Genomic DNA, 21029 nt, shown 5'->3' with positions numbered 1-21029 from the left:
CACAAAACCTCTATATATCCGGACGATTCGGAACTTCGCTTACATCAACAACCGCAGTACATCGGGCATGTTGCTCATGGCGGCGAGGTTGTTGATGACCAGCATGTCGAGCAGCTTGAGCACCAGAAACGCCAGGATCGGCGAGATGTCCAGACCGCCCAGGTTCGGGACAATCTTGCGGAACGGTGCCAGGGCTGGCTCACAGATCTGGTTGACCAGCTCTGCGCCAGGGTTGTTGCTGCCCGGTGCCACCCACGACAGGATCACGCTGATGATCAGGGCGAAGAAGAATATCTTCAGGAACAGCGCCGTCACGCCAATGATCGACCAAAGCAGCAGGTGCAGCGGATCGCCGGTGGTGCCAAACATTAGCAGAAGGGTCAGCGCCATCAGGATCATCTGCACGATGATTGCCAGCACCAGCGACGACATGTCCAGGCCGAACAGGCTCGGAATGATGCGTCGCAGTGGCTTGAGCAGCGGCTGAGTGGCGCGCACGATGAACTGGCACAGCGGGTTATAGAAGTTGGCCCGCACCAATTGCAGCACAAAGCGCAGCAGTACGATCAGCAGGTACAGACTGCCGAGCGTCTGCAGGACGTAAATTGCAGCGGTGTTCAATCCGATCATCGATCTGCTCCAGAAAACCCGAAAATTATTTGCCCAGTTGTTCAGCCAGCTCGGCTGCACGATGATCTGCGGCGGTCAGCGCCGTTTCCACCAGCGCTTCGAAGCCGCCCGCCTGAAATGCCTTGATTGCTGCTTCGGTGGTCCCGCCCGGTGAGGCGACACGACGGCGCAATTCGCCCGCATCCACATCGCTGCCAGTCGCGATCAGGGCCGAGCCCAGCGCCGTCTGCAGCGTGAGCTTTTCAGCGACATCCTTCGGCAGGCCCAGTTTCACGCCTGCCGCGGTCATCGCTTCCATCATCAGGAAGAAGTACGCAGGGCCGCTGCCGGACACCGCCGTCACCGCGTTCATGTGTTTTTCCTGTTCGACCCAGACCGCCAGCCCGACGGCTGACAACAGTTGCTCGGCCTGATCGCGTTGCTCGGCAGTGACCTTGTCGGTCGCATATAGCCCGCTGGCACCCTGACGCAGCAGCGACGGGGTGTTGGGCATGCAACGCACAACCGGTTGTTCGCCCAGCCACTGAGTCAGGCTGGCGCAGGTAATACCGGCAGCCACCGAAACAATCAACTGGTGAGGTTCGAGGTTGGACTTCAAGGCCTGGCAGACGCTTTTCATCATCTGTGGCTTGACTGCCAGCACCACGACATCCGCGCCGTTGATCGCGTCTGCATTGTCTGCGAATACCTTGATGCCGTGATCTTTTGCGATTCGCTCGCGGGTTTCGGCGCCCGGCGCACTGGCGCAGATCAGCGCCGCGTCCACACCTTGCGCGCGCAGGCCGCCGATCAGGCTGGCGGCCATGTTTCCTGCGCCGACAAAGGCAATACGGGTCTTGCTCATGAAAGGGTCCTTGTGTGCAAAGTTATGGCTGCCCATAGTCGCGAGCGCCAAAAAGGGCAGTGCCGATCCGTACCCAGGTGGCGCCTTGTGCAATGGCGGCCTCCAGGTCGTGGCTCATGCCCATGGAAAGTGTGTCGAGAGGCAGGCCCAGTTGCTCCTGCAAGGTGCGCACGGCGGCAAAAGCCGCTGCCTGCTCATGAGGGTCATCCGTTGGCTCGGGAATCGCCATCAGGCCGCGCAGCTTCAGCCGCGGCAGCACGTTGATGGCGGCTGCCAGCTCCGGCAGGTCCTGAGGCGCGCAACCCGATTTGCTGGCTTCGCCACTGACGTTCACCTGAATGCAGATGTTCAGCGGCTCCAACGCGTCGGGGCGCTGCTCGGACAGGCGTTGAGCGATTTTCAGGCGATCCACGGAATGTACCCAGGCGAAGTTCTCGGCAATAGCACGCGTCTTGTTCGATTGAATGGGGCCGATGAAGTGCCAGCACAAGGGCAGGTCGGTCAATTCGAGCTGTTTGCCCAGTGCTTCCTGTAAATAGTTTTCGCCAAAATGAAGCAGGCCCTCCGTGTAAGCTTCTCGCAGGTCGCTCGCCGGCTTGGTTTTACTGACCGCCAGCAGGCCAACGGAGGCCGGATCGCGGTTGGCAGCGTGGGCTGCGTCGCGAATTCGCTGTTCAAGCGTTGAAATGTTCGCTGCTATCGTGGACATTGATTTGCGCCAGTCAGGCTAAGGTCTGCGGCATTCTATGTGATTGAGGAGCTGTATGGATATTACCGAGCTGCTGGCCTTCAGTGCCAAACAGGGCGCGTCGGACTTGCACCTCTCTGCAGGTCTGCCACCGATGATTCGTGTCGATGGTGATGTGCGCCGCATCAACCTGCCGCCGCTGGACGCGAAGGAGGTCAAGGCGCTGATCTACGACATCATGAACGACAAGCAGCGTCAGGATTTCGAAGAGCGTCTAGAGACTGACTTTTCCTTCGAAGTGCCGGGTGTCGCGCGGTTTCGGGTCAACGCATTCAACCAGAATCGTGGCGCAGGCGCCGTTTTCCGGACCATTCCTTCAAAAATTCTGAGTATGGAAGACTTGGGGATGGGCAATGTGTTTCGGAAGATTACCGATGTGGCGCGAGGCCTGATTCTGGTCACCGGGCCGACCGGTTCAGGCAAGTCGACCACTCTGGCGGCGATGATCGACTACCTCAATTGCAACAAGCATCACCATATCCTGACAATCGAAGACCCGATCGAATTCGTCCACGAGTCCAAGAAGTGCCTGGTCAACCAGCGTGAGGTTCATCGTGACACGCTGGGTTTCTCGGAAGCGCTGCGCTCGGCCCTGCGTGAGGACCCGGATGTGATTCTGGTCGGCGAGATGCGCGACCTTGAGACCATTCGCCTGGCGTTGACCGCTGCGGAGACTGGTCACCTGGTATTCGGCACCCTGCACACCACGTCGGCGGCAAAGACCATTGACCGGATCGTCGATGTGTTTCCGGCACAGGAAAAGTCGATGATCCGTTCGATGCTGTCCGAATCGCTGCACGCCGTGGTATCGCAGGCGTTGCTCAAGAAGGTTGGCGGAGGACGCGTGGCGGCGCACGAAATCATGATGGGCACCCCGGCGATTCGTAACCTGATTCGTGAGGACAAGGTGGCGCAGATGTATTCCTCGATCCAGACCGGCGGGTCGGTCGGTATGCAGACGCTGGACATGTGTCTGGCCGACTTGGTCAAGAAGGGCCTGATCACCCGCGAGAGCGCACGCGAGCGGGCCAAGGTGCCTGACAATTTCTGACCTGTTCCGCAAGCCTTCGGATGTTATGAGAGTGGAACGAAAAGGGGGCTTTGAATGAATTCAAGGCCCCCTTTGTCACGCTGCGATCAGGTCAGCGCTGGACGACGCGCATCTGCCCCGGCTGCTTGGGCAGCACACGCTTGGCGACCTTGTAGTGACTGTTCCAATACGGTTTGTTCAGCGTATCGACAGTAACGGCCTTGCCACGGCGCGGCGCATGAACGAACTTGTTGTCGCCGAGGTAGATGGCTACGTGGTTGATGTTGCTGCTCTTGATGTTGAAGAACAGCAGGTCGCCGGGTTTCAGGTCCTTGCGATCCACCGTCTGACCATGACCCTGGGCCATGGCATTGGAGGTGCGTGGCAAATTGACTTCACGGACATCCGTGTAGGCATATTTGACCAGACCGCTGCAGTCGAGGCCTTTGCCGGGCGTGTTGCCGCCCCAGCGATAAGGCGTCCCGACAGCCTGCAAGGCCCGTTTTACAACGGCATTGCCCTGTTTGGCAGGCACCGATGCCTGCAGGGCTGCCTTTTGGGCATTCTTGCGCGACAGCGGCTTGCTGGCGCGAGAGTTTTTGGGTTGAACGGATACTGGTGTGGCTTCCTTGGGTGCAGTGCGAGTCGCGAGTGCCGGTGAAGAGTGACTTTTGGCGGTATGGCCCGTGAAGCTCGCAGGAAGTTGTTGCTCACGATTGGTGGCGTGGGCGGCCAGTGGCATAAATAGGCAAATGGTTAGCCATGTCTTGAAAAAAGGACGCATTCGGCAGGGCTCGTAGTGGTCAGCGCGCAACTTTATAACAGCTTTTTCGAAAAATCTGACCCCATTTGTCGAGTGCATCACACTGGTATCGTTGCGTTTTCTGCGACAGACTCTTTCTTTTTTATCGCTAATCCCTTTAGTGACAAGGGCTTGGCGGCATTAAACCGGCTCATGTGCCATACGTCGGATGAGCGAAACCAAGTCACAAAAATGTTATGTATTTTTTTCTATCAGCGCAAAGAGGTTAAAAATGAACGGCTATCGTTCTGATACGCACAGCAAGGTCATGGGTTACCTGATGTGGATTTTCGGGTTCCTGGGAGCGCATCGTTTCTACTACGGCAAGCCGGTGACCGGGACCATCTGGTTCTTCACGTTCGGCCTGTTCGGCCTGCACCGCATGTATCAGGGCAAGTGGATAACGGGCGTCATCTACCTGTTGACCGGTGGGTTGTTCCTGGTGGGCATCCTGTATGACTTCTGGACGTTGAATGACCAGATCTCGATGAAGAACGCCCGACGCGGTTGAATGCTTGGGGTGGGCGGACGCAGAGTGCGGTCCGCCCGCCGCTGGTCAGAGCGTGGAGGCCGGTGGCTTGCCTCAGCGGCTGTAGCTGATACGCCCATCCACCAGTGTGTAGCGCACCGAGCCCGGGAGGCAGTGGCCGATGAAGGGGCAGTTGTCGCCTTTTGACAGCCAGGTCTCACCTGCAACGGTGGAGGCAGCCGGGTCGAACAGCACGATGTCGGCAGGCGCGCCAGCACTCAGCTTGCCGGCTGGCAGGCGCAAGGCTTGTGCCGGGCCGCTGCTCAGGCGGGCCAGCAGGGTTGGCAGGTCCAGCAAGCCATCTTCAACCAGTGTCATCGCCAGCGGCAACAGCAGTTCGACACTGCTGATGCCCGGTTCTGTCGCGCCAAACGGTGCCAGCTTGGCATCGCGCTCGTGAGGCTGGTGGTGGCTCGATATCGCTTGAATAACCCCTGACCTCACAGCTTCACGCAGGCCATCGCGGTCGGCACGGGTGCGCAGCGGCGGCTGGACGTGATACAGGCTGGAGAAGTCGATCAGCGCTTCATCGGTCAAAATCAGCTGATACAGCGCCACATCCGCTGTCACAGGCAGCCCACGTGCCTGAGCCTGGGCGATCAGCGCCGCGCCACGGGCGCTGGTCAGTTGGCTGAAATGCGCGCGCACGCCGCTTTGCTCGACCAGCAACAGGTCGCGAGCCAGCGCCACTGTTTCGGCTGTTTCAGGAATGCCGGCCAGCCCCAGAAAGGCGGCAGTCGGGCCATCATGCGCCAGACCACCTTCGGCCAGATCCCGATCCTGAGAATTGAAAATCACCGTCAGGTCAAACGTGGCCGCATATTCCAGCGCCCGGCACAGCGTGCGGGTATTGCTGAAGCTGCTCAGACCATTGCCGAAGGCCACGCAGCCTGCGCTGCGCAGGGCCATCAGTTCTGCCAGTTGTTCGCCTTCCAGGCCCTTGCTCAGCGCCCCGATGGGGAACACTTTGCTGAAACCGGCTTCGCGGGCGCGGTCCAGAATCAACTCGGCTACTGCCGAGGTGTCGAGCACCGGTTTGGTCTGCGGCGGGCAGCACACGCTGGTCACGCCGCCGGCTACCGCTGCACGGGTTTCGCTGGCGATGCTGCCTTTGCGGCTGTAGCCGGGTTCGCGCAGGGCCACGTTGAGATCGACCAGACCGGGAGCTGCGACCAGCCCGGTGGCGTCGATGGTCTGGGTGGGCTCGAAGCCTTCCGGTGCGGCGCCGATTGCGCACAGCTTGCCTGCTTCTATGTGCAGGTCGGTAATCTGATCCAGCCCGCTGACCGGGTCGATGACGCGAGCGCCGAGGATGCTTAGCTTCACTGGGCGTTCTCCTGCTCGAATTGTCGTTGCGCGTTTTGTCCACTCATGGCCATCGACAGCACCGCCATGCGCACGGCGATGCCGTAGGTCACCTGATTGAGAATCACCGAATGCGCTCCGTCGGCCACCGCCGATTCAATTTCTACACCGCGGTTGATCGGGCCGGGGTGCATGACAATCGCATCCGGCTTCGCGGCCGCCAGGCGCGTGGTGGTCAGACCGAACAGGCGATAGAACTCGCCTTCGCTGGGCAGCAGGCCACCGGTCATGCGCTCGCGTTGCAAGCGCAGCATGATCACCACGTCGACATCCTTCAGGCCTTCGTTGAGGTCGGTGTAGACCTTCACACCATACTGCTCGACACCCACCGGCAGCAGGGTCTTCGGCCCGATCACACGGATGTCCGGGCAGCCCAGCGCCTTGAGCGCAATCATGTTGGAACGCGCCACCCGCGAATGCAGGATATCGCCGACGATGGCCACCGACAGGTTCTCGAAACCACCCTTGTGACGACGAATCGTCAGCATGTCGAGCATGCCCTGGGTAGGGTGGGCATGGCGGCCGTCGCCGCCGTTGATGATCGCCACGTCCGGGCACACGTGCTCGGCAATGAAATGCGCTGCGCCCGAGTCGGCGTGGCGCACGACGAACATGTCGGCGGCCATCGCTTCAAGGTTACGCAGGGTGTCGAACAGCGTCTCGCCCTTGCTGGTGGAGGAGGTCGAGACGTTCAGGGTGATCACGTCGGCCGACAGTCGCTGTGCCGCCAGCTCGAATGTGGTTCGGGTGCGCGTCGAGTTTTCGAAGAACACGTTGCACACTGTCTTGCCGCGTAACAGCGGGACCTTTTTCACCGCGCGGGCGCCGACTTCGAGAAAAGAGTCGGCGGTGTCGAGGATTTCGGTAAGCAGCTCGCGGGGCAAGCCGTCCAGAGACAGGAAATGGCGCAGCTGGCCCTGATGGTTGAGCTGCAGCGGGCTCTTGGCGTCGAGAGGCGTCATCGCAATGAACTCTTAAAGGGCGGTGGAAAGGTCTTGAAGTTCGAGTGTCATTGGCGCAGGGCCGGACAGCTTGATGCGTTCGTTCGGTGCCAGCGACAGCGTTGCCCCGACCACGTCAGGGCAGATCGGCAATTCACCGGCGTCCAGGTCCAGCAGGCAGACCAGCGTGACGCTGGCCGGGCGGCCGTAATCGAACAGCTCGTTGAGTGCGGCGCGGATGGTACGGCCACTCATCAGTACGTCATCGATCAGCACCAGGTGCTGGCCTTCGATCTCGAAAGGCAGCTCTGAAGGGCGAACCTGAGGGTGCAGCCCATTCTGGCTGAAATCATCGCGATAGAAGGAAACGTCGAGGGTGCCGAGTGGCGACGGATTGTTCAGCGCTTTGAGCAGCGCCTGAGCGACCCATACGCCGCCGGTACGAATGCCGATGAAGCGAGGGTCGCTGATGCTGCGCTTGCTCAGATGAGCGTTCAGGTCAGTGGCCATCTGACGAATCAGCTCGGCGGGATTTGGCAGACTCATGGTTGCTCCTTTGAGGCTCGGGCAGCGTCCATCCATGGCGCCTTGCTCAAGCGGTAACGTGGAATCCGGTTATCTCGAAGCGGTCTGGGCTGCAAAAGTCACACATTCAGCAGCTCGGGGTGCTCGTCCAGCCAGCCTTGCAGAAGCAGTGCAGCCGCGATGGCGTCCACCGGGTTGTCGCGATAGCTGCCTTTCTGTCCGCCGCGCGCCATGCGCTCGCCTTTCGCCTCGAAGGTGGTCAGGCGTTCATCGTGGGTGTAGACCGTTACACCAAAGCGACCATTGAGCCTGCGCGAGAACTTCTCGGCGCGGGCGCTCATGTCGCTGGGTGTGCCGTCCATGTTCAATGGCAGGCCGACCACAATTGCGTCAGGTTTCCATTCGGTGATCAACGCCTGGACCTTGTCCCAGTCCGGTACGCCATTCTGCGCCTTGAGCGTGCAGAGTTCGCGAGCCTGACCAGTGATTGCCTGGCCGACGGCAACGCCGATCTGTTTGGTGCCGTAATCGATGCCCAGCAGAAGCCGTAGCGCGGCCATCAAGCGTGTCCTGCCTGGGTCGAAATCAGGCTGAGGTTGACGCCAAGGCGCCTCGCTGCTGCGTCGAGGCGCTGATCGCTGTCGACATCGAACAGGATGGCTGGGTCGAACGAGCAGGTCAGCCAGGCATTGTCGGCCATTTCGGCATCCAGTTGACCGGCGTCCCAGCCCGCATAGCCCAGGGTGATCACATTTTGATCAGGGCCATAGCCGTCGGCGATGGAAAACAGCACATCCTGGGAAGTGGACAACGAGATACCGCCCGGCAAGGCGACCGTGGCCTGAAACATCTGACCGCTGGGGTGCAAGACAAAACCGCGGTCGGTCTGCACCGGGCCGCCGTAATGAATGGCGATTTCCTCGCAGCGCTTGGGCGCAGGAAGCTCCGGCCGCAATTGTTCAAGCACATCCGCCAGAGACAGGCCTTGCGGGCGGTTGATCACCAGCCCCATCGCGCCATTGGCGTTGTGCTCGACAACGTAGGTCAAGGTCTGAGCAAAGTTCTCGTCGTGCATGTGGGGCATGGCGATCAGGAACTGATGCTTGAGATAACTCGGAGAGACTTTTTTCATGAGTCCTAGTTTGGCGTCGTGTTACAGGCCTGACAACTGGCACTTAGCAGGTGCCCGTTGTCCATTGGCAAAAATGTCAGTTGCTGGACAGTTTGTCGCCGCGTGCAAATTTCCAGGTGCGAATGATCTCAAGTCTGTCGATATCCGCCAGATCGCCGGTGAACGGCGCAAAAGGCGCTGCCAGACGCACGATTCGCTGAGCCGCCTGATCGAGCAGCGGTTGCCCCGACGACTCCAGCACCAGCACCTCGTACAGCGAACCATCCCGATTGATTGACACAAGAAGTCGCAAATTGCCGTAGATCTGCTTGCGGCGTGCTTCCTCAGGATAGTTCAGGTTTCCGACCCGTTCGACCTTCTTGCGCCAGTCGTCCTTATACCAGGCGCCTTTGTCGCGCATGGTCGAAGCCGCATTGAGGCGATGGATCTTGGGGCGCTTGGCATAAGCCTGTTGTTCGGTCGAAAGTTCGGCTTCCAGGCTGGCGATCTCGTTGCTCAGTTCCGCGCTGTCAAAGGTCGGTGCGGCCTTGGCTGTCGGTTCGGGCTTGACCTCTTCGCGCTTGGCAACGGTTTTCTGCTGGCTGGGCGCTGTGGTCGCCACGGCGGTCTTGGGTGCTTCCTGCCTGACCACGGGCTTGCTGGCTGGGGGCGGGGTGACCTTGTTGACCTTGGTGTCCTGATAGGGCGCCAGTTCGGTGGTCTTGAGCGTCTCGGCCTTGTCGAGGGTGCCGCTGCCCTGCTGGTCGTCCTGCGCCAGAAAATCCGCCTGTTTGGGCTTTTCTTCGCTCTTGAAGGTGGCGAGGGTGATTTCCAGGGTCTGCGAGATATGCTCCGGCTTGACGTAGGTAAAGCCCACGCCAAGGATCACTGCCAGGTGGATCAGCGCCGCGATCATCATGGTGAAGCCCAGACGATCGGCAGGGCGCACACCCGCAGTGGAGAGCTCTAGGGGGAGGTCGTTCTTGGCCATGGATGTCATTGGCGGTTCAGCATCTCGTCAGCCTGCATGTCAAAATCCGTGTCGTGTTACAGGTGGCGCATGATAACGCAATGTGTAGTGCGGCTTTACGGCGGATCGGACGAAGGGACGCCGTGGCGTAAGGTTTGACCGCAGCCAGCAGCGTCAGCGTTTGATCAGCCCTTGCGCGCTTCGAGTTTCTTCTCGATGGCATCCATCAACAGGCCACCAATGTCGGTGCCGTAGGCGTTGTCGATTTCGCGGATACAGGTCGGGCTGGTCACGTTGATTTCGGTCAGGTGCTCGCCGATCACGTCCAGACCGACGAACAACAGGCCTTTTTCGCGCAGCGTAGGGCCGATCTGTTCGGCGATCCAGCGGTCCTTGTCACTCAGCGGGCGGGCTTCGCCGCGGCCACCAGCGGCCAGGTTGCCGCGTGTTTCTCCCGCTGCCGGGATACGCGCCAGGCAGTACGGCACCGGCTCGCCGTCAACCATCAAGATGCGTTTGTCGCCGTCCTTGATGGCTGGCAGATAGCCCTGCGCCATGATCTGTTGAGTGCCGTGAGCCGTCAGTGTTTCAAGGATGACTGACAGATTAGGATCGCCTGCACGGTGGCGAAAGATCGATGCGCCACCCATGCCGTCCAGCGGCTTGAGGATCACGTCGCCCTGCTGTTCGGCGAACTCGCGAATGATATCGGCACGGCGGCTGACCAAGGTCGGCGGGGTGCATTGCGGAAACAGCGTGGCAAACAGCTTTTCGTTGCAGTCGCGCAGGCTTTGCGGCTTGTTGACCACCAGCACGCCGGCGCGCTCGGCCTGCTCCAGCAGGTAAGTGGCGTAGACGAACTCCATGTCGAACGGCGGGTCCTTGCGCATCAGGATCACGTCCAGATCGTCCAGGCTAGCGTCGACTTCAGCCTCGAATTCAAACCACTTGGCTGGATCGGCAAACACCTTGAGCGGCTTCATGCGCGCGCGGGCCTGGCCAGCGTTCTGGTACAGGTCTTTCTGTTCCATGTAGAACAGCGACCAGCCGCGATTCTGGGCGGCAAGGAGCATGGCCAGCGAGCTGTCCTTTTTATAGGAGATGCGCTCAATGGGGTCCATGACAATCCCTAGGCGAACGCTCATGGGCAATATCCTCTGATCGGTAAGGGCCGTGAAGGCCGTAAAATTGGCATCAGGGTGGCGTTCCGATTGCTCCCGGTCAAGGGGCAGGTCCGCCACGGTGCAGTTTATGGATTGAGTCTGGAGAGTGTGCTAAAAAGACTGCGCATCCGGGCTTCAATCCCTTTGGATCAATGAAGCGATAAAGTCAGGCTCCCGGTGACTCGCAGAATGCGCAAAAATTCGCTGCGGCGATGGAAGAGCAGCTTATGGAACAACACGCCTCCGCCTTGAAAGTCATGGTCATCGATGACTCGAAGACTATCCGCCGCACCGCCGAAACGCTGCTTAAAAACGCTGGCTGTGAAGTCATCACGGCGATAGACGGTTTCGACGCACTGGCCAAAATTGCCGATAACCACCCGCGCATCATATTCGTCGATATCATGATGCCGCGCCTGGACGGCTATCAGACCTGTGCACTGATCAAGAACAACCGCGCATTCAAATCGACGCCGGTCATCATGCTGTCCTCCAAGGACGGCCTGTTCGACAAGGCCAAGGGGCGTATCGTCGGTTCCGACCAATTTCTGACAAAGCCTTTCAGCAAGGAAGAACTGCTCAACGCAATCAAGGCCCATGTGCCCGGCTTCGTTGCCGCAGAACACCATCTATCGTGATGCCCGCGCCTGATGTCGCGCGCTCGAAAACTGACGGGGAACACCCATGGCTCGAATATTGATCGTCGATGACTCGCCGACTGAAATGTACAAACTCACCGGCATGCTTGAAAAGTACGGTCATGAAGTGCTCAAGGCTGAAAACGGTGCCGATGGTGTGGCGCTGGCCCGTCAGGAAAAGCCCGATGCCGTGTTGATGGACATCGTCATGCCGGGGCTCAACGGTTTTCAGGCCACCCGCCAGCTGACCAAGGATCCCGACACCAGCATGATCCCGGTGATCATGATCACCACCAAGGATCAGGAAACCGACAAGGTCTGGGGCAAACGCCAGGGCGCTCAGGATTACCTGACCAAGCCGGTGGATGAAGAAACCCTGATGAAAACCCTGAATGCGGTGCTGGCCGGCTGATTGCCGGAATCGTCATGGCCGAGCCACGTACCGCCTTCGAATTGCTGCTGGACATGGACCGACGCTGTCGTTCGCTCGCGGCCGGCCTGCCATTGCAGGAAGCCCATCAGCAGGACTGGGTCGGGATCGGATTCCGGATGGGCGAGCAGCGTTTCGTTGCGCCTATCCGCGAAATTGCCGAAATTCTTCACGAGCCGCGTCATGCCGTGATGCCAGGCGTAAAGTCCTGGGTGTCGGGCGTCGCCAACCTGCGCGGCCGGCTGTTGCCGCTCATGGACCTGTGCGGGTTCTTCGGCCTTGAAGCGATGACCGCGCGCAAGCAGCGGCGGGTGCTGGTGGTCGAGCACAACGAAGTATTCGCCGGTCTGCTGGTCGATGAGGTGTTCGGCATGCAACGTTTCAGTCAGTTGAGCCTCATACCTCAGACCCCGCAAGACGTCGATCAAGGTATCGCGCCGTTCCTGCGCGGGCAGTTCATTCGTGAACAGGCATGGCAAGTGTTCAGTCCTTGGGCGGTGGTGCAGTCTGCAGACTTCATGGACCTGGCATCTTAGGCTCTGTACGAGAAGTGGCTGCGCTCGGTGATGTTGCGTTAAAAACAGGCTCGGAATGCTCATTTACAATCAGTAGATTCCGCTTCCTTACCTGTTTTGCCTTGCCTGACCTTCGCTCGCCAACTTTCGTACAGAGCCTAGGCTTTGGTTTGTTATGTTTCACAATTGATCCAGGCGGGGGCCTGATTAATGAGTAATACAGGCAGGTCACTGGAGGGCGCACGAAGCCGGACGCAGATCATCCTGCTGTTCGTCGCGCTTATCGTTTTCATCGTGTTGCTGTTCGCCAATTTCGCGTACCTCAATACACAGTCGAATTACGACAAGCAGTACATCGGACATGCCGGTGAGCTGCGTGTCCTGTCCCAGCGAATCGCGAAAAACGCCACTGAAGCGGCAGCCGGGAAAACTCAGGCGTTCAAGCTGCTGGCTGACGCGCGCAATGATTTCGACGTGCGTTGGGGCTATTTGAAGAAAGGCGACCCGGCCACCGGCCTGCCCGCCGCCCCCGACCTGATCCGTGAAGAATTGCGCACTGTGCAGAAGGATTGGGAGGGGCTGCGCAAGAGCACCGACGTGATTCTTGCCAGCGAGCAGACTGTGCTGTCGCTGCATCAGGTGGCTGCGACACTGGCCGAAACCATTCCGCAACTGCAGGCCGAATACGAAAAGGTTGTCGAGAACCTTCTGCAAAGTCGTGCGCCCGCAGCCCAGGTTGTCGTCGCACAGCGTCAGGCACTGCTGGCTGAGCGTATTCTCGGCTCGGTCAATACGGTACTGGCCGGTGACGAAACGGCGGTACAGGCTGCCGACGCGTTTGGCCGTGATGCCAGCCAGTTCGGCCGGGTGCTGAATGGCATGCTGGAAGGCAACGCCACGCTGCGAATCACCCAGGTCGAGGACCGCGATGCCCGCGCTCGACTGGCAGAAATTGCCGAGCTGTTCGAGTTTGTGTCCGGCTCGGTGGACGAAATTCTGGAGACGTCGCCCGAGCTTTACCAGGTGCGCGAGGCGTCCGGCAATATCTTCAACACCTCGCAGACCCTGCTGGATGAAACCTCGGTACTCGCCAACAGTCTGGAAAACCTCGCCAAACGCCGCACGATGAATACTGTCGGGGGGTACGTGCTGGGGCTGCTGGCGCTGATGTCGATCATCCTGATCGGCCTGGTCATGGTCCGCGAAACCAACCGTCAGCTGCGCGAAACCGCACAGAAAAGCGAGCGCAACCAGACCGCGATCATGCGCCTGCTGGACGAGATCGAGAGCCTGGCCGATGGCGACCTGACCGTGACCGCCTCGGTCACCGAAGACTTTACCGGCGCGATTGCTGACTCCATCAACTACTCCATCGACCAACTGCGCGAACTGGTGGTGACCATCAACCTGACCGCCGAACAGGTGGCTGCCGCAGTGGCCGAGACCCAGGCCACGGCGATGCAACTGTCTGCTGCATCCGAGCATCAGGCGTTGCAGATCAGTGCAGCCTCGACGTCGATCAACGACATGGCAGCCTCTATCGATCAGGTCTCGGCCAATGCGTCGGAATCCTCGACGGTGGCAGCGCGTTCGGTGGCAATCGCCAACAAAGGCAACGAGGTGGTGCATAACACCATCCACGGCATGGACAACATTCGCGAACAGATTCAGGATACCTCCAAGCGTATCAAGCGGCTTGGCGAGTCTTCGCAGGAAATCGGCGACATAGTCAGCCTGATTGACGATATTGCCGACCAGACCAACATTCTGGCGCTCAATGCGGCCATTCAGGCGTCGATGGCCGGAGATGCGGGGCGCGGCTTTGCAGTGGTCGCCGACGAAGTACAGCGGCTGGCCGAGCGATCTTCGTCCGCCACCAAGCAGATCGAAACGCTGGTGCGCGCCATCCAGAACGACACCAACGAGGCGGTCATCTCCATGGAGCAGACCACCAGCGAAGTGGTGCGCGGTGCGCGGCTGGCGCAGGACGCCGGTGTGGCGCTGGGGGAAATCGAAGGGGTTTCCAGAGTGCTGGCCGAACTGATCGAAAGTATCACCGAGGCCGCCCATCAACAGGCCGAGTCTGCCGGACAGATTTCCAAGACCATGACCGTGATTCAACAGACCACGTCCCAGACCACCTCGGGCACAGCGGCCACCGCCGAGAGCATCGGCAATCTGGCGAAGATGGCCAGCGAAATGCGCCGCTCGGTGTCGGGGTTCACCTTGCCGCCCTCGAAGAAAATCGGATGATGTTCAAGACATGAACACTCTTGGCGGTACAACAGGCGGGATTCGTCATGGCTGATCGTCACGACTACGTGGCCCTTGAATGGCTCAAGGGCGAGATCGCCGAGACGCTGCGACAGGCCCGAGAGACGCTGGACGCGTTTATCGAAGACCCGTCCGACAGCGCGGCGATGGCCGAGTGTCTGAACCTGGTGCATCAGGTTCACGGCAGCCTGCAGATGATCGAGTTCTACGGTGCCGCTTTGCTGGCCGAGGAAATCGAGCAACTGGTGCTGGCCGTTCAACAGAACCGCGTTACTCATCCGGTCGAGTCCGAGCAGTTGCTCATCCAGGCCATGAGCCAGCTGCCGATCTATCTGGAGCGTATTCACTCGGCGCGCCGTGATCTGCCGATGGTGGTGCTGCCGTTGCTCAACGACCTGCGCAGTGCGCGGGGCGAAAGCCTGTTGTCGGAGACCAGCCTGTTCGCTCCGCAACTGGTCAACGTTCCGCCGCTTGATGATGACGAACTGGCCCGCCGCAATACTCCGGACCTGCCCAACCTGCTGCGCAAGCTGCGTCAGACCTTGCAGGCTGCGCTGGCGGGGCTCATGCGCGAGCAGGGCGTGCAGACCCAGCTCGGTTACATAGCCAAGGTCTTTGCCCGGCTGGAGCAATTGTGCGAGGACGCACCGCTAGGGCCGCTGTGGCGTATTTCCACGGCTCTGGTCGAAACCATGCTCAACGGCAATTTCACCAACAGTCCGGCCTTGCGCAGCCTGTTGAAGGATGCCGACAAGGAGCTCAAGCGCCTGGCGGAACAGGGGGTGACAGGCATCAATCAGCCTGCGCCCGAAGAATTGCTGAAAAGCCTGCTGTTCTATATCGCCAAGTCCGACAGCCTGGCGCCGAAGATGCTCGACCTCAAGGATCAGTACGCGCTGGCCGACGCCTTGCCCGGCAGCGATGTGGTCGACGAAGAGCGTGCGCGCATGGCCGGCCCGGACCGGGACGCGATGCGCTCGGTGATCACGGCGTTGTGCGAAGGACTGGTGCGGGTCAAGGAGCGCCTGGATGTGTTCGTGCGCGGCGATCGCCAGCACGTCAGCGAGCTCAATGCGCTGTTGCCTCCGCTGCGCCAGATCGCCGACACCCTGGCGGTGCTCGGTTTTGGTCAGCCGCGCAAGGTGATCATCGATCAGCTTTCCGTTGTTCTGGGGCTGGCGCAGGGGCAGCGTGAGCCTACTGATGGCGCGCTGATGGATGTCGCGGGCGCATTGTTGTATGTCGAATCGACCCTGGCGGGCATGGCCGGCAGCCACGAGCAGTCAAGCCGCGAAGAGAGCCGACTGCCGACCACCGACCTGACACAGATCCACCAATTGGTGATCCGCGAAGCGCGCAATGTGTTGCAGCAGGCCAAGGACGTCATTCTCGATTACATCGATGGCGAGTGGGACCGACAGCGACTCGACCCGCTCTGTGCCTTGCTGGTGCAGGTGCGTGGTGCGCTGGCAATGATCCCGCTGGCCCGTGCGGCAAGCCTGCTGGCTGCCTGTAACGAATACATTCAGGAACACCTGCTGGTTGACGAAACCCGTCCGACTCCTGTGCAGCTCGATTGTCTGGCCGATACCATCACCGGCATCGAGTACTACCTTGAGCGCATGCTCGAGGACCACGAGGCGCCGGGCGATCAGGTGCTGGACATGGCCCAGCAGAGCCTCGCCCGTCTGGGTTATACCCCGGTCACGGACACCCTTGAGGTACCGCTGCTCGATGAAATCATCACTCAGGACGAGTTGCTGGAACTGGATGATCGCCAAGCGCTGGTAAGCCCTACGCAAACCATCGCGCAAGTCCTCGCCAGCCCGCTGTCTGCGGTCAATCCGCCTGCGCGCAACGTACCGGCCAGCCTGCTGCCACCTTCTACTGAAGAGGAGGCGGTAGACGACGAATTGCGCGATGTGTTTCTAGAGGAGGCCGACGAGGTGCTCGATGCCTTGGGCGAGTACCTGCCGCGCTGGTTTGCATCGCTTGGCAAAGGCCCCCAGTGGGACAGCGCTGCGCTCACCGAAGTACGCCGGGCTTTTCATACCCTCAAGGGTAGCGGCCGCATGGTACGAGCGCTGATCCTCAGCGAGCTGGCATGGTCGGTGGAGAACCTGCTCAATCGGGTTCTGGAAGGCGAGGTGTTGCCGGGGCTGGAAGTGCAGCAGTTGATGAGCGAAGTGCTGACGTTGTTGCCGTCGGTGATCCGCGATTTTGCCGACGGTGCGCAGTGCCAGCGCAACGATGTCGACCTGTTGGCGGCCCGAGCCCATGCGCTGGCCAACGGCCTGGAAGCGCCGACGCTTGCCGCTCGCGATGAACCTGAGGCGGACAAGGCGCTGGATCCGCAGTTGCTGGAAATTTTCCGTCAGGAAGCGCTTGGGCATCTGAGCACGCTTGGCCGATTCCTCGACGTCGCCGAACAGTCACTGTCGCCTTCGATCAGTGACGCGGTATTGCGCGCCCTGCATACGCTCAAGGGCAGCGCGCACATGGCCGACGTGCTGCCGATTGCCGAGCTGGCCAACCCGCTCGATCAACTGGTGCGCGAATACAAGGCCAACCTGATCGATATCGGACCGCCTGAACTCAGCCTGCTGCGCAGTGCCGAGCCCTTGCTGCACAAGGGGCTGGAGCAGCTGGACACTACCCCGCTGGCTGAAATTCCGGGCGCACCGCAACTGATCGAAGCAGCCTTCTCGCTGCTCAACGACCGGCTCGCCGCGGTGCTGCGCGAGTCGGACAGTGGCTTGCGAATCAAGCGTAATCCCCAGCTGATTGCCAGCTTTCTGGCTGAAGGCATGGACATTGTGCTGGACGCCGAAAACCTCCTGCGGCGCTGGCGTCAGCACCCCGGCGAGCGGCAGGAGCTGAGCGCGCTGCTCGACGAACTGACGACCCTGGGGCATGGCGCCCACCTGGCCGATCTGCCGCAGGTCGACGAATTGTGCGAAGCCTTGCTCGACCTTTATGGTTCGGTCGAGGAAAGCAGCCTGGCAGTCAGCGAGCGCTTTTTCGATGTGGCGGAAAACGCCCACGAGGCCCTGATCAACATGCTTGATCAGGTGGCTGCCGGTCAGGATGTCGAGCCTCGTCCGGAATGCGTGCGCGCCCTGCACCAACTGCTGGATCAAGCACTCGACCCGTCGGCGACCGGGCTGGTCAAGAGTGACGGCCACCAGACCCTGACTGTCACCGAACTCAATGCTGCGACCGAGCAACTGGCCAGCGAGGCTGCGCCTGCTGACACTGCCGATGCGGACGATGAAATTGTCGAAATATTTCTGGAAGAAGCCGTCGATATCCTCGACAGCGCCGGGCAGGCCTTGCAGCGCTGGCTGGCTGATCCGGAAAACCCGGCGCCACTGGCTTCGTTGCAGCGCGACCTGCACACCCTCAAGGGTGGTGCGCGGATGGCTGAAGTGGCGGAAGTCGGCGACCTCGCCCATGAACTGGAAAACCTTTACGAAGGCTTGATCGACCGGCGCTTCCACCATTCAGCAGCATTGGCAGAGCTGCTGCACGAAAGTCACGATCATCTGGCGATTCTGCTGGAACAGCTGTATCGGCACGAGCCGCTCAGCGATCCCTCGGCCCTGATCGACGCACTGGGCCGCTGCCGCAATGCCGAGAGTGCCGCACCGGACGTGCAGGCGCCGCCCGTCCCCAGTGAAGACCCGCCAGAGCATGACAACGAGCTGCGTGAGGTCTTTCTCGAGGAAGGCTTCGACATTATAGAAAGCTCCGGTGCGGCGCTGGCCCGCTGGCAAAGCGACCCGCATAACCTGCTGGAGGTCGAAAACCTGCTGCGCGACCTGCACACCCTCAAGGGTGGCGCCCGAATGGTCGAGATCGCCCCGATCGGCGACCTGGCTCATGAGCTGGAAACCCTCTACGAAGGGCTTTCCGCCGGCAGTCTGCAACCCGCTCCCTTGACGATCAGCCTGTTGCAAAGCGGCCACGATGTGCTGGCCGACATGCTGGACGCGGTGCGAAACGACAAGCAATTGCCCGACGCTGCGTTGCTGATCGAAAATATCCGCAAGCTGGCTCGCCACGAGCCGGCAGGCGAGCCGTTGCCTTCGCAGGCTTCGGTGTCTGGCCAGGAACCTGTCGTGGTGGTAGCGCCGGTCGCCGACGGCGAGGCTGAGCGCAGCGGGCCGGAAATGGTCAAAGTGCCTGCCGAGCAATTGGAGGACCTTGTCAACCTGGCGGGTGAAACGTCGATATTCCGTGGCCGCATCGAACAGCAGATTCTCGACTCGCAAATCACGCTGGTCGAGCTGGAAACCACCATCGAGCGTATGCGTGATCAGTTGCGCCGTCTGGACATGGAAACCCAGGGCCGCATTCTCAGTCGCGAGCAGGTGCAGGCCGAGCGGCTGGGCTATGAGGAATTCGACCCGCTGGAAATGGACCGCCATTCGCAGTTGCAGCAATTGTCGCGCGCGCTGTTCGAGTCTGCCTCCGACCTGATGGATATCAAGGAGACCCTCGGCGCACGCAATCGAGATGCCGAAACGCTGCTGTCGCAGCAGGCAAGGGTCAATACCCAGTTGCAGGAAGGCTTGATGCGCACGCGCATGGTGCCATTCGAGAGGCTGGTGCCGCGCCTGCGCCGGGTGGTGCGCCAGGTGGCGTCCGAGCTGCACAAGAAGGTGCGTTTCGAGGTTGGCAATGCCGAAGGTGAAATGGACCGCAATGTGCTGGAACGAATGGTCGCGCCGCTTGAACACATGCTGCGTAACGCCGTCGATCACGGTCTTGAAAGCACCGAAAAACGTATCGCTGCCGGAAAGCCTGAGGAGGGTTGCATCACGCTTGGGCTGATGCACGAGGGCGGCGACATCCTGATCGAGCTGAGCGACGACGGTTCGGGGGTCGACCTGGCCGCAGTGCGCCGCAAGGCCATCAAGCGCGGCATGATCCACCCGGATGCAGACTTGTCCGATCATGAAGTTTTGCCGTTCATTTTGCAGGCCGGGTTTTCCACCAGCGATATCATCACCCAGATTTCCGGGCGCGGCGTTGGCATGGATGTCGTGCATGCCGAGGTCAAGCAGCTGGGCGGCTCGATGGTCATCGACTCGGTGCCAGGCAAAGGCACGCGGTTCCGCATCCGTCTGCCGATTTCGGTTTCGGTCAATCGGGCGCTGATGGTTGCGTGTGGCGAAGAGCAGTACGCAGTGCCGCTCAACACGGTCGATGGCATCGTACGGGTGATGGCCAACGAACTGGATGGCTATTACCAGACCGTTCCACCGCGTTATCAATACGGCGGACGCAGCTACGAGCTGCGCTACCTGGGCGAGCTACTGGGTAACAGCCCGCCCAGGCTGGTCGGGCAACTGCAGCCTCTGCCGGTGCTGCTGGTGCATCTGCAGGATCAGTGGGTGGCAGTGCAGGTCGATGCGCTGGCAGGCTCGCGGGAAATTGTGGTCAAGAACCTCGGGACGCAGTTTTCCAGAGTGCAGGGGATTTCCGGGGCAACCATTCTGGGTGATGGCCGCGTGGTATTGATTCTCGACCTGATGGCGCAGATTCGTACGTTGCAGCGCCTGCCTTTCAAAGGGTTCACGCCTGCGGCATACACCGAGATCGAGCATGCCAGGCCGTTGCTGGTGATGGTGGTGGACGACTCGGTGACGGTACGCAAGGTGACCGGCCGGTTGCTTGAGCGCAATGGCATGCATGTGTTGACTGCCAAAGACGGGATCGACGCGATGAGCCTGTTGCAGGAACACACACCCGATATCATGTTGCTGGATATAGAAATGCCGCGCATGGACGGCTTCGAGGTGGTCAGCCAGATCCGCCAGGACGATCAGCTCAAGGAGCTGCCTATCATCATGATCACTTCCCGTTCCGGCCAGAAGCACCGCGACCGGGCAATGGCGCTGGGCGTCAACGAGTACCTGAGCAAGCCTTATCAGGAGAACGTGCTGCTGGAAAGCATCGCTTACTGGAGTCAGGTAAATGTCTGAAGGTACGTTTCAGACCAGTCGGCTCACCAGCCTGACAGGCCTCCTGTTGCCGCTGAGCGACCGCCACCTGCTGCTGCCTAATGTCGCGGTCGCCGAACTGATCGACTACCAGGACAGCAGCGCTGAACCCGGCGCACCCGAATGGTTTCTGGGGTTGATCAGTTGGCGCGAACTGAGCTTGCCGCTGCTCAGCTTCGAAGCTGCCTGCGGTGGGCGCACGCGAGTGGGCGGTCGCGCCCGGATCGTGGTGCTTAACGCGCTGGGCGGGCGCAACGGGATCAGATTCATCGCGCTGCTGACCCAGGGCATTCCGAGGTCGTGCAAGGTCGACAGCCAGTTGAGCTACGTCGACGTGCCGCTGGCCGAGCTGGAGCTGGCCGCCGTACAGATCGGCGAAACCGTCGCGCGCATTCCCGACCTGGAAGGTCTGGAGCAGTGGTTGGTGGATGCGGGGCTGGCGCCCTAGCGTCGATCTTCGGACACATCAAGAGCGGACGCCCGCGAGCTATGGGTATGAGGATCAA

General features: G+C 60.5%; 19 protein-coding genes. 8 read left to right on the top strand and 11 right to left on the bottom strand.

Annotated elements, in window-relative coordinates:
• Positions 1-39: 39 nt before the first annotated feature.
• The 3 genes from I9H09_RS21950 to I9H09_RS21940 are packed head-to-tail and all read right to left on the bottom strand — an operon-like array spanning position 40 to position 2183.
• Entirely contained in the window at positions 40-630 is a 591-nt protein-coding gene (locus I9H09_RS21950) for a YggT family protein (RefSeq protein WP_005888327.1), read from the bottom strand.
• Positions 631-655: 25 nt separating this feature from the next.
• On the bottom strand, positions 656-1474 hold the full coding sequence (gene proC / locus I9H09_RS21945) for a pyrroline-5-carboxylate reductase (RefSeq protein ID WP_122347005.1): 819 nt from the start codon (positions 1472-1474) through the stop codon (positions 656-658).
• 22 nt (positions 1475-1496) lie between these two features.
• Positions 1497-2183 (bottom strand): YggS family pyridoxal phosphate-dependent enzyme, encoded by a 687-nt coding sequence (locus I9H09_RS21940; RefSeq protein ID WP_024668615.1) that lies wholly within the window; start codon positions 2181-2183, stop codon positions 1497-1499.
• Between the two features lie 55 nt (positions 2184-2238).
• On the opposite strand from I9H09_RS21940, the gene I9H09_RS21935 reads away from it, so the two are divergent.
• On the top strand, positions 2239-3273 hold the full coding sequence (locus I9H09_RS21935) for a type IV pilus twitching motility protein PilT (protein ID WP_024668616.1): 1035 nt from the start codon (positions 2239-2241) through the stop codon (positions 3271-3273).
• Between the two features lie 91 nt (positions 3274-3364).
• Here the strand turns inward: I9H09_RS21935 and I9H09_RS21930 are convergent, their stop codons facing one another.
• Complete coding sequence (locus I9H09_RS21930) at positions 3365-4036, bottom strand: C40 family peptidase (protein ID WP_122312956.1); 672 nt, start codon at positions 4034-4036, stop codon at positions 3365-3367.
• A gap of 250 nt (positions 4037-4286) precedes the next feature.
• Between I9H09_RS21930 and I9H09_RS21925 the strand changes: the two genes are divergently transcribed.
• Positions 4287-4565, top strand: coding sequence for an NINE protein (locus I9H09_RS21925; protein ID WP_122346983.1), 279 nt, complete (start codon positions 4287-4289; stop codon positions 4563-4565).
• A 72-nt stretch (positions 4566-4637) separates the two neighbouring features.
• On the opposite strand, the gene I9H09_RS21920 is transcribed toward I9H09_RS21925, so the two are convergent.
• The 7 genes from I9H09_RS21920 to gshB form a co-directional block, all read right to left on the bottom strand.
• On the bottom strand, positions 4638-5909 hold the full coding sequence (locus I9H09_RS21920) for a dihydroorotase (RefSeq protein WP_053479858.1): 1272 nt from the start codon (positions 5907-5909) through the stop codon (positions 4638-4640).
• Entirely contained in the window at positions 5906-6910 is a 1005-nt protein-coding gene (locus I9H09_RS21915) for an aspartate carbamoyltransferase catalytic subunit (protein ID WP_122346982.1), read from the bottom strand. Before I9H09_RS21915 ends, I9H09_RS21920 begins: the two co-directional genes overlap by 4 nt.
• 12 nt (positions 6911-6922) lie before the next feature.
• Complete coding sequence (gene pyrR / locus I9H09_RS21910; RefSeq protein ID WP_122346981.1) at positions 6923-7435, bottom strand: bifunctional pyr operon transcriptional regulator/uracil phosphoribosyltransferase PyrR; 513 nt, start codon at positions 7433-7435, stop codon at positions 6923-6925.
• Between the two features lie 98 nt (positions 7436-7533).
• Entirely contained in the window at positions 7534-7974 is a 441-nt protein-coding gene (ruvX, locus tag I9H09_RS21905; RefSeq protein WP_005888341.1) for a Holliday junction resolvase RuvX, read from the bottom strand.
• Positions 7974-8546: a YqgE/AlgH family protein gene (locus I9H09_RS21900; RefSeq protein WP_005888343.1), complete on the bottom strand. Its 573-nt coding sequence runs from the start codon at positions 8544-8546 to the stop codon at positions 7974-7976. The genes ruvX and I9H09_RS21900 overlap by 1 nt, the downstream gene beginning before the upstream one ends.
• Positions 8547-8622: 76 nt before the next feature.
• Positions 8623-9525, bottom strand: a complete 903-nt coding sequence (locus I9H09_RS21895; RefSeq protein WP_024668620.1) for an energy transducer TonB — start codon at positions 9523-9525, stop codon at positions 8623-8625.
• Between the two features lie 155 nt (positions 9526-9680).
• Positions 9681-10640, bottom strand: a complete 960-nt coding sequence (gene gshB / locus I9H09_RS21890; RefSeq protein ID WP_024668621.1) for a glutathione synthase — start codon at positions 10638-10640, stop codon at positions 9681-9683.
• A gap of 245 nt (positions 10641-10885) precedes the next feature.
• Between gshB and pilG the strand changes: the two genes are divergently transcribed.
• The 6 genes from pilG to I9H09_RS21860 all read left to right on the top strand — a co-directional run bounded on the left by pilG (position 10886) and on the right by I9H09_RS21860 (position 20971).
• Complete coding sequence (gene pilG, locus I9H09_RS21885) at positions 10886-11296, top strand: twitching motility response regulator PilG (protein WP_005888348.1); 411 nt, start codon at positions 10886-10888, stop codon at positions 11294-11296.
• A 46-nt stretch (positions 11297-11342) separates the two neighbouring features.
• Entirely contained in the window at positions 11343-11708 is a 366-nt protein-coding gene (pilH, locus tag I9H09_RS21880) for a twitching motility response regulator PilH (RefSeq protein WP_005888349.1), read from the top strand.
• 14 nt (positions 11709-11722) lie between these two features.
• Entirely contained in the window at positions 11723-12262 is a 540-nt protein-coding gene (locus I9H09_RS21875) for a chemotaxis protein CheW (protein WP_005888350.1), read from the top strand.
• 189 nt (positions 12263-12451) lie between these two features.
• Positions 12452-14494 (top strand): methyl-accepting chemotaxis protein, encoded by a 2043-nt coding sequence (locus I9H09_RS21870; RefSeq protein WP_005888352.1) that lies wholly within the window; start codon positions 12452-12454, stop codon positions 14492-14494.
• A gap of 47 nt (positions 14495-14541) precedes the next feature.
• Entirely contained in the window at positions 14542-20505 is a 5964-nt protein-coding gene (locus I9H09_RS21865; protein ID WP_236502254.1) for an Hpt domain-containing protein, read from the top strand.
• On the top strand, positions 20498-20971 hold the full coding sequence (locus I9H09_RS21860) for a chemotaxis protein CheW (RefSeq protein WP_005888360.1): 474 nt from the start codon (positions 20498-20500) through the stop codon (positions 20969-20971). Before I9H09_RS21865 ends, I9H09_RS21860 begins: the two co-directional genes overlap by 8 nt.
• Positions 20972-21029 lie beyond the last annotated feature (58 nt).

This window comes from Pseudomonas tremae (genome assembly GCF_023278125.1).
Classification (GTDB): Bacteria; Pseudomonadota; Gammaproteobacteria; order Pseudomonadales; family Pseudomonadaceae; genus Aquipseudomonas; species Aquipseudomonas tremae.
Note: the sequence above shows the minus strand (reverse complement) of the source record. Positions and strands in the feature narration are given on the sequence as shown.

What these genes read in the sequence shown, in the direction of transcription:
- I9H09_RS21950 (WP_005888327.1), bottom strand. Translation starts at nt 630, where the DNA reads ATGATCGGATTGAACACCGCTGCAATTTACGTCCTGCAGACGCTCGGC.
- proC (WP_122347005.1), bottom strand. Translation starts at nt 1,474, where the DNA reads ATGAGCAAGACCCGTATTGCCTTTGTCGGCGCAGGAAACATGGCCGCC.
- I9H09_RS21940 (WP_024668615.1), bottom strand. Translation starts at nt 2,183, where the DNA reads ATGTCCACGATAGCAGCGAACATTTCAACGCTTGAACAGCGAATTCGC.
- I9H09_RS21935 (WP_024668616.1), top strand. Translation starts at nt 2,239, where the DNA reads ATGGATATTACCGAGCTGCTGGCCTTCAGTGCCAAACAGGGCGCGTCG.
- I9H09_RS21930 (WP_122312956.1), bottom strand. Translation starts at nt 4,036, where the DNA reads ATGCGTCCTTTTTTCAAGACATGGCTAACCATTTGCCTATTTATGCCA.
- I9H09_RS21925 (WP_122346983.1), top strand. Translation starts at nt 4,287, where the DNA reads ATGAACGGCTATCGTTCTGATACGCACAGCAAGGTCATGGGTTACCTG.
- I9H09_RS21915 (WP_122346982.1), bottom strand. Translation starts at nt 6,910, where the DNA reads ATGACGCCTCTCGACGCCAAGAGCCCGCTGCAGCTCAACCATCAGGGC.
- pyrR (WP_122346981.1), bottom strand. Translation starts at nt 7,435, where the DNA reads ATGAGTCTGCCAAATCCCGCCGAGCTGATTCGTCAGATGGCCACTGAC.
- ruvX (WP_005888341.1), bottom strand. Translation starts at nt 7,974, where the DNA reads ATGGCCGCGCTACGGCTTCTGCTGGGCATCGATTACGGCACCAAACAG.
- I9H09_RS21900 (WP_005888343.1), bottom strand. Translation starts at nt 8,546, where the DNA reads ATGAAAAAAGTCTCTCCGAGTTATCTCAAGCATCAGTTCCTGATCGCC.
- I9H09_RS21895 (WP_024668620.1), bottom strand. Translation starts at nt 9,525, where the DNA reads ATGACATCCATGGCCAAGAACGACCTCCCCCTAGAGCTCTCCACTGCG.
- gshB (WP_024668621.1), bottom strand. Translation starts at nt 10,640, where the DNA reads ATGAGCGTTCGCCTAGGGATTGTCATGGACCCCATTGAGCGCATCTCC.
- pilG (WP_005888348.1), top strand. Translation starts at nt 10,886, where the DNA reads ATGGAACAACACGCCTCCGCCTTGAAAGTCATGGTCATCGATGACTCG.
- pilH (WP_005888349.1), top strand. Translation starts at nt 11,343, where the DNA reads ATGGCTCGAATATTGATCGTCGATGACTCGCCGACTGAAATGTACAAA.
- I9H09_RS21875 (WP_005888350.1), top strand. Translation starts at nt 11,723, where the DNA reads ATGGCCGAGCCACGTACCGCCTTCGAATTGCTGCTGGACATGGACCGA.
- I9H09_RS21870 (WP_005888352.1), top strand. Translation starts at nt 12,452, where the DNA reads ATGAGTAATACAGGCAGGTCACTGGAGGGCGCACGAAGCCGGACGCAG.
- I9H09_RS21865 (WP_236502254.1), top strand. Translation starts at nt 14,542, where the DNA reads ATGGCTGATCGTCACGACTACGTGGCCCTTGAATGGCTCAAGGGCGAG.
- I9H09_RS21860 (WP_005888360.1), top strand. Translation starts at nt 20,498, where the DNA reads ATGTCTGAAGGTACGTTTCAGACCAGTCGGCTCACCAGCCTGACAGGC.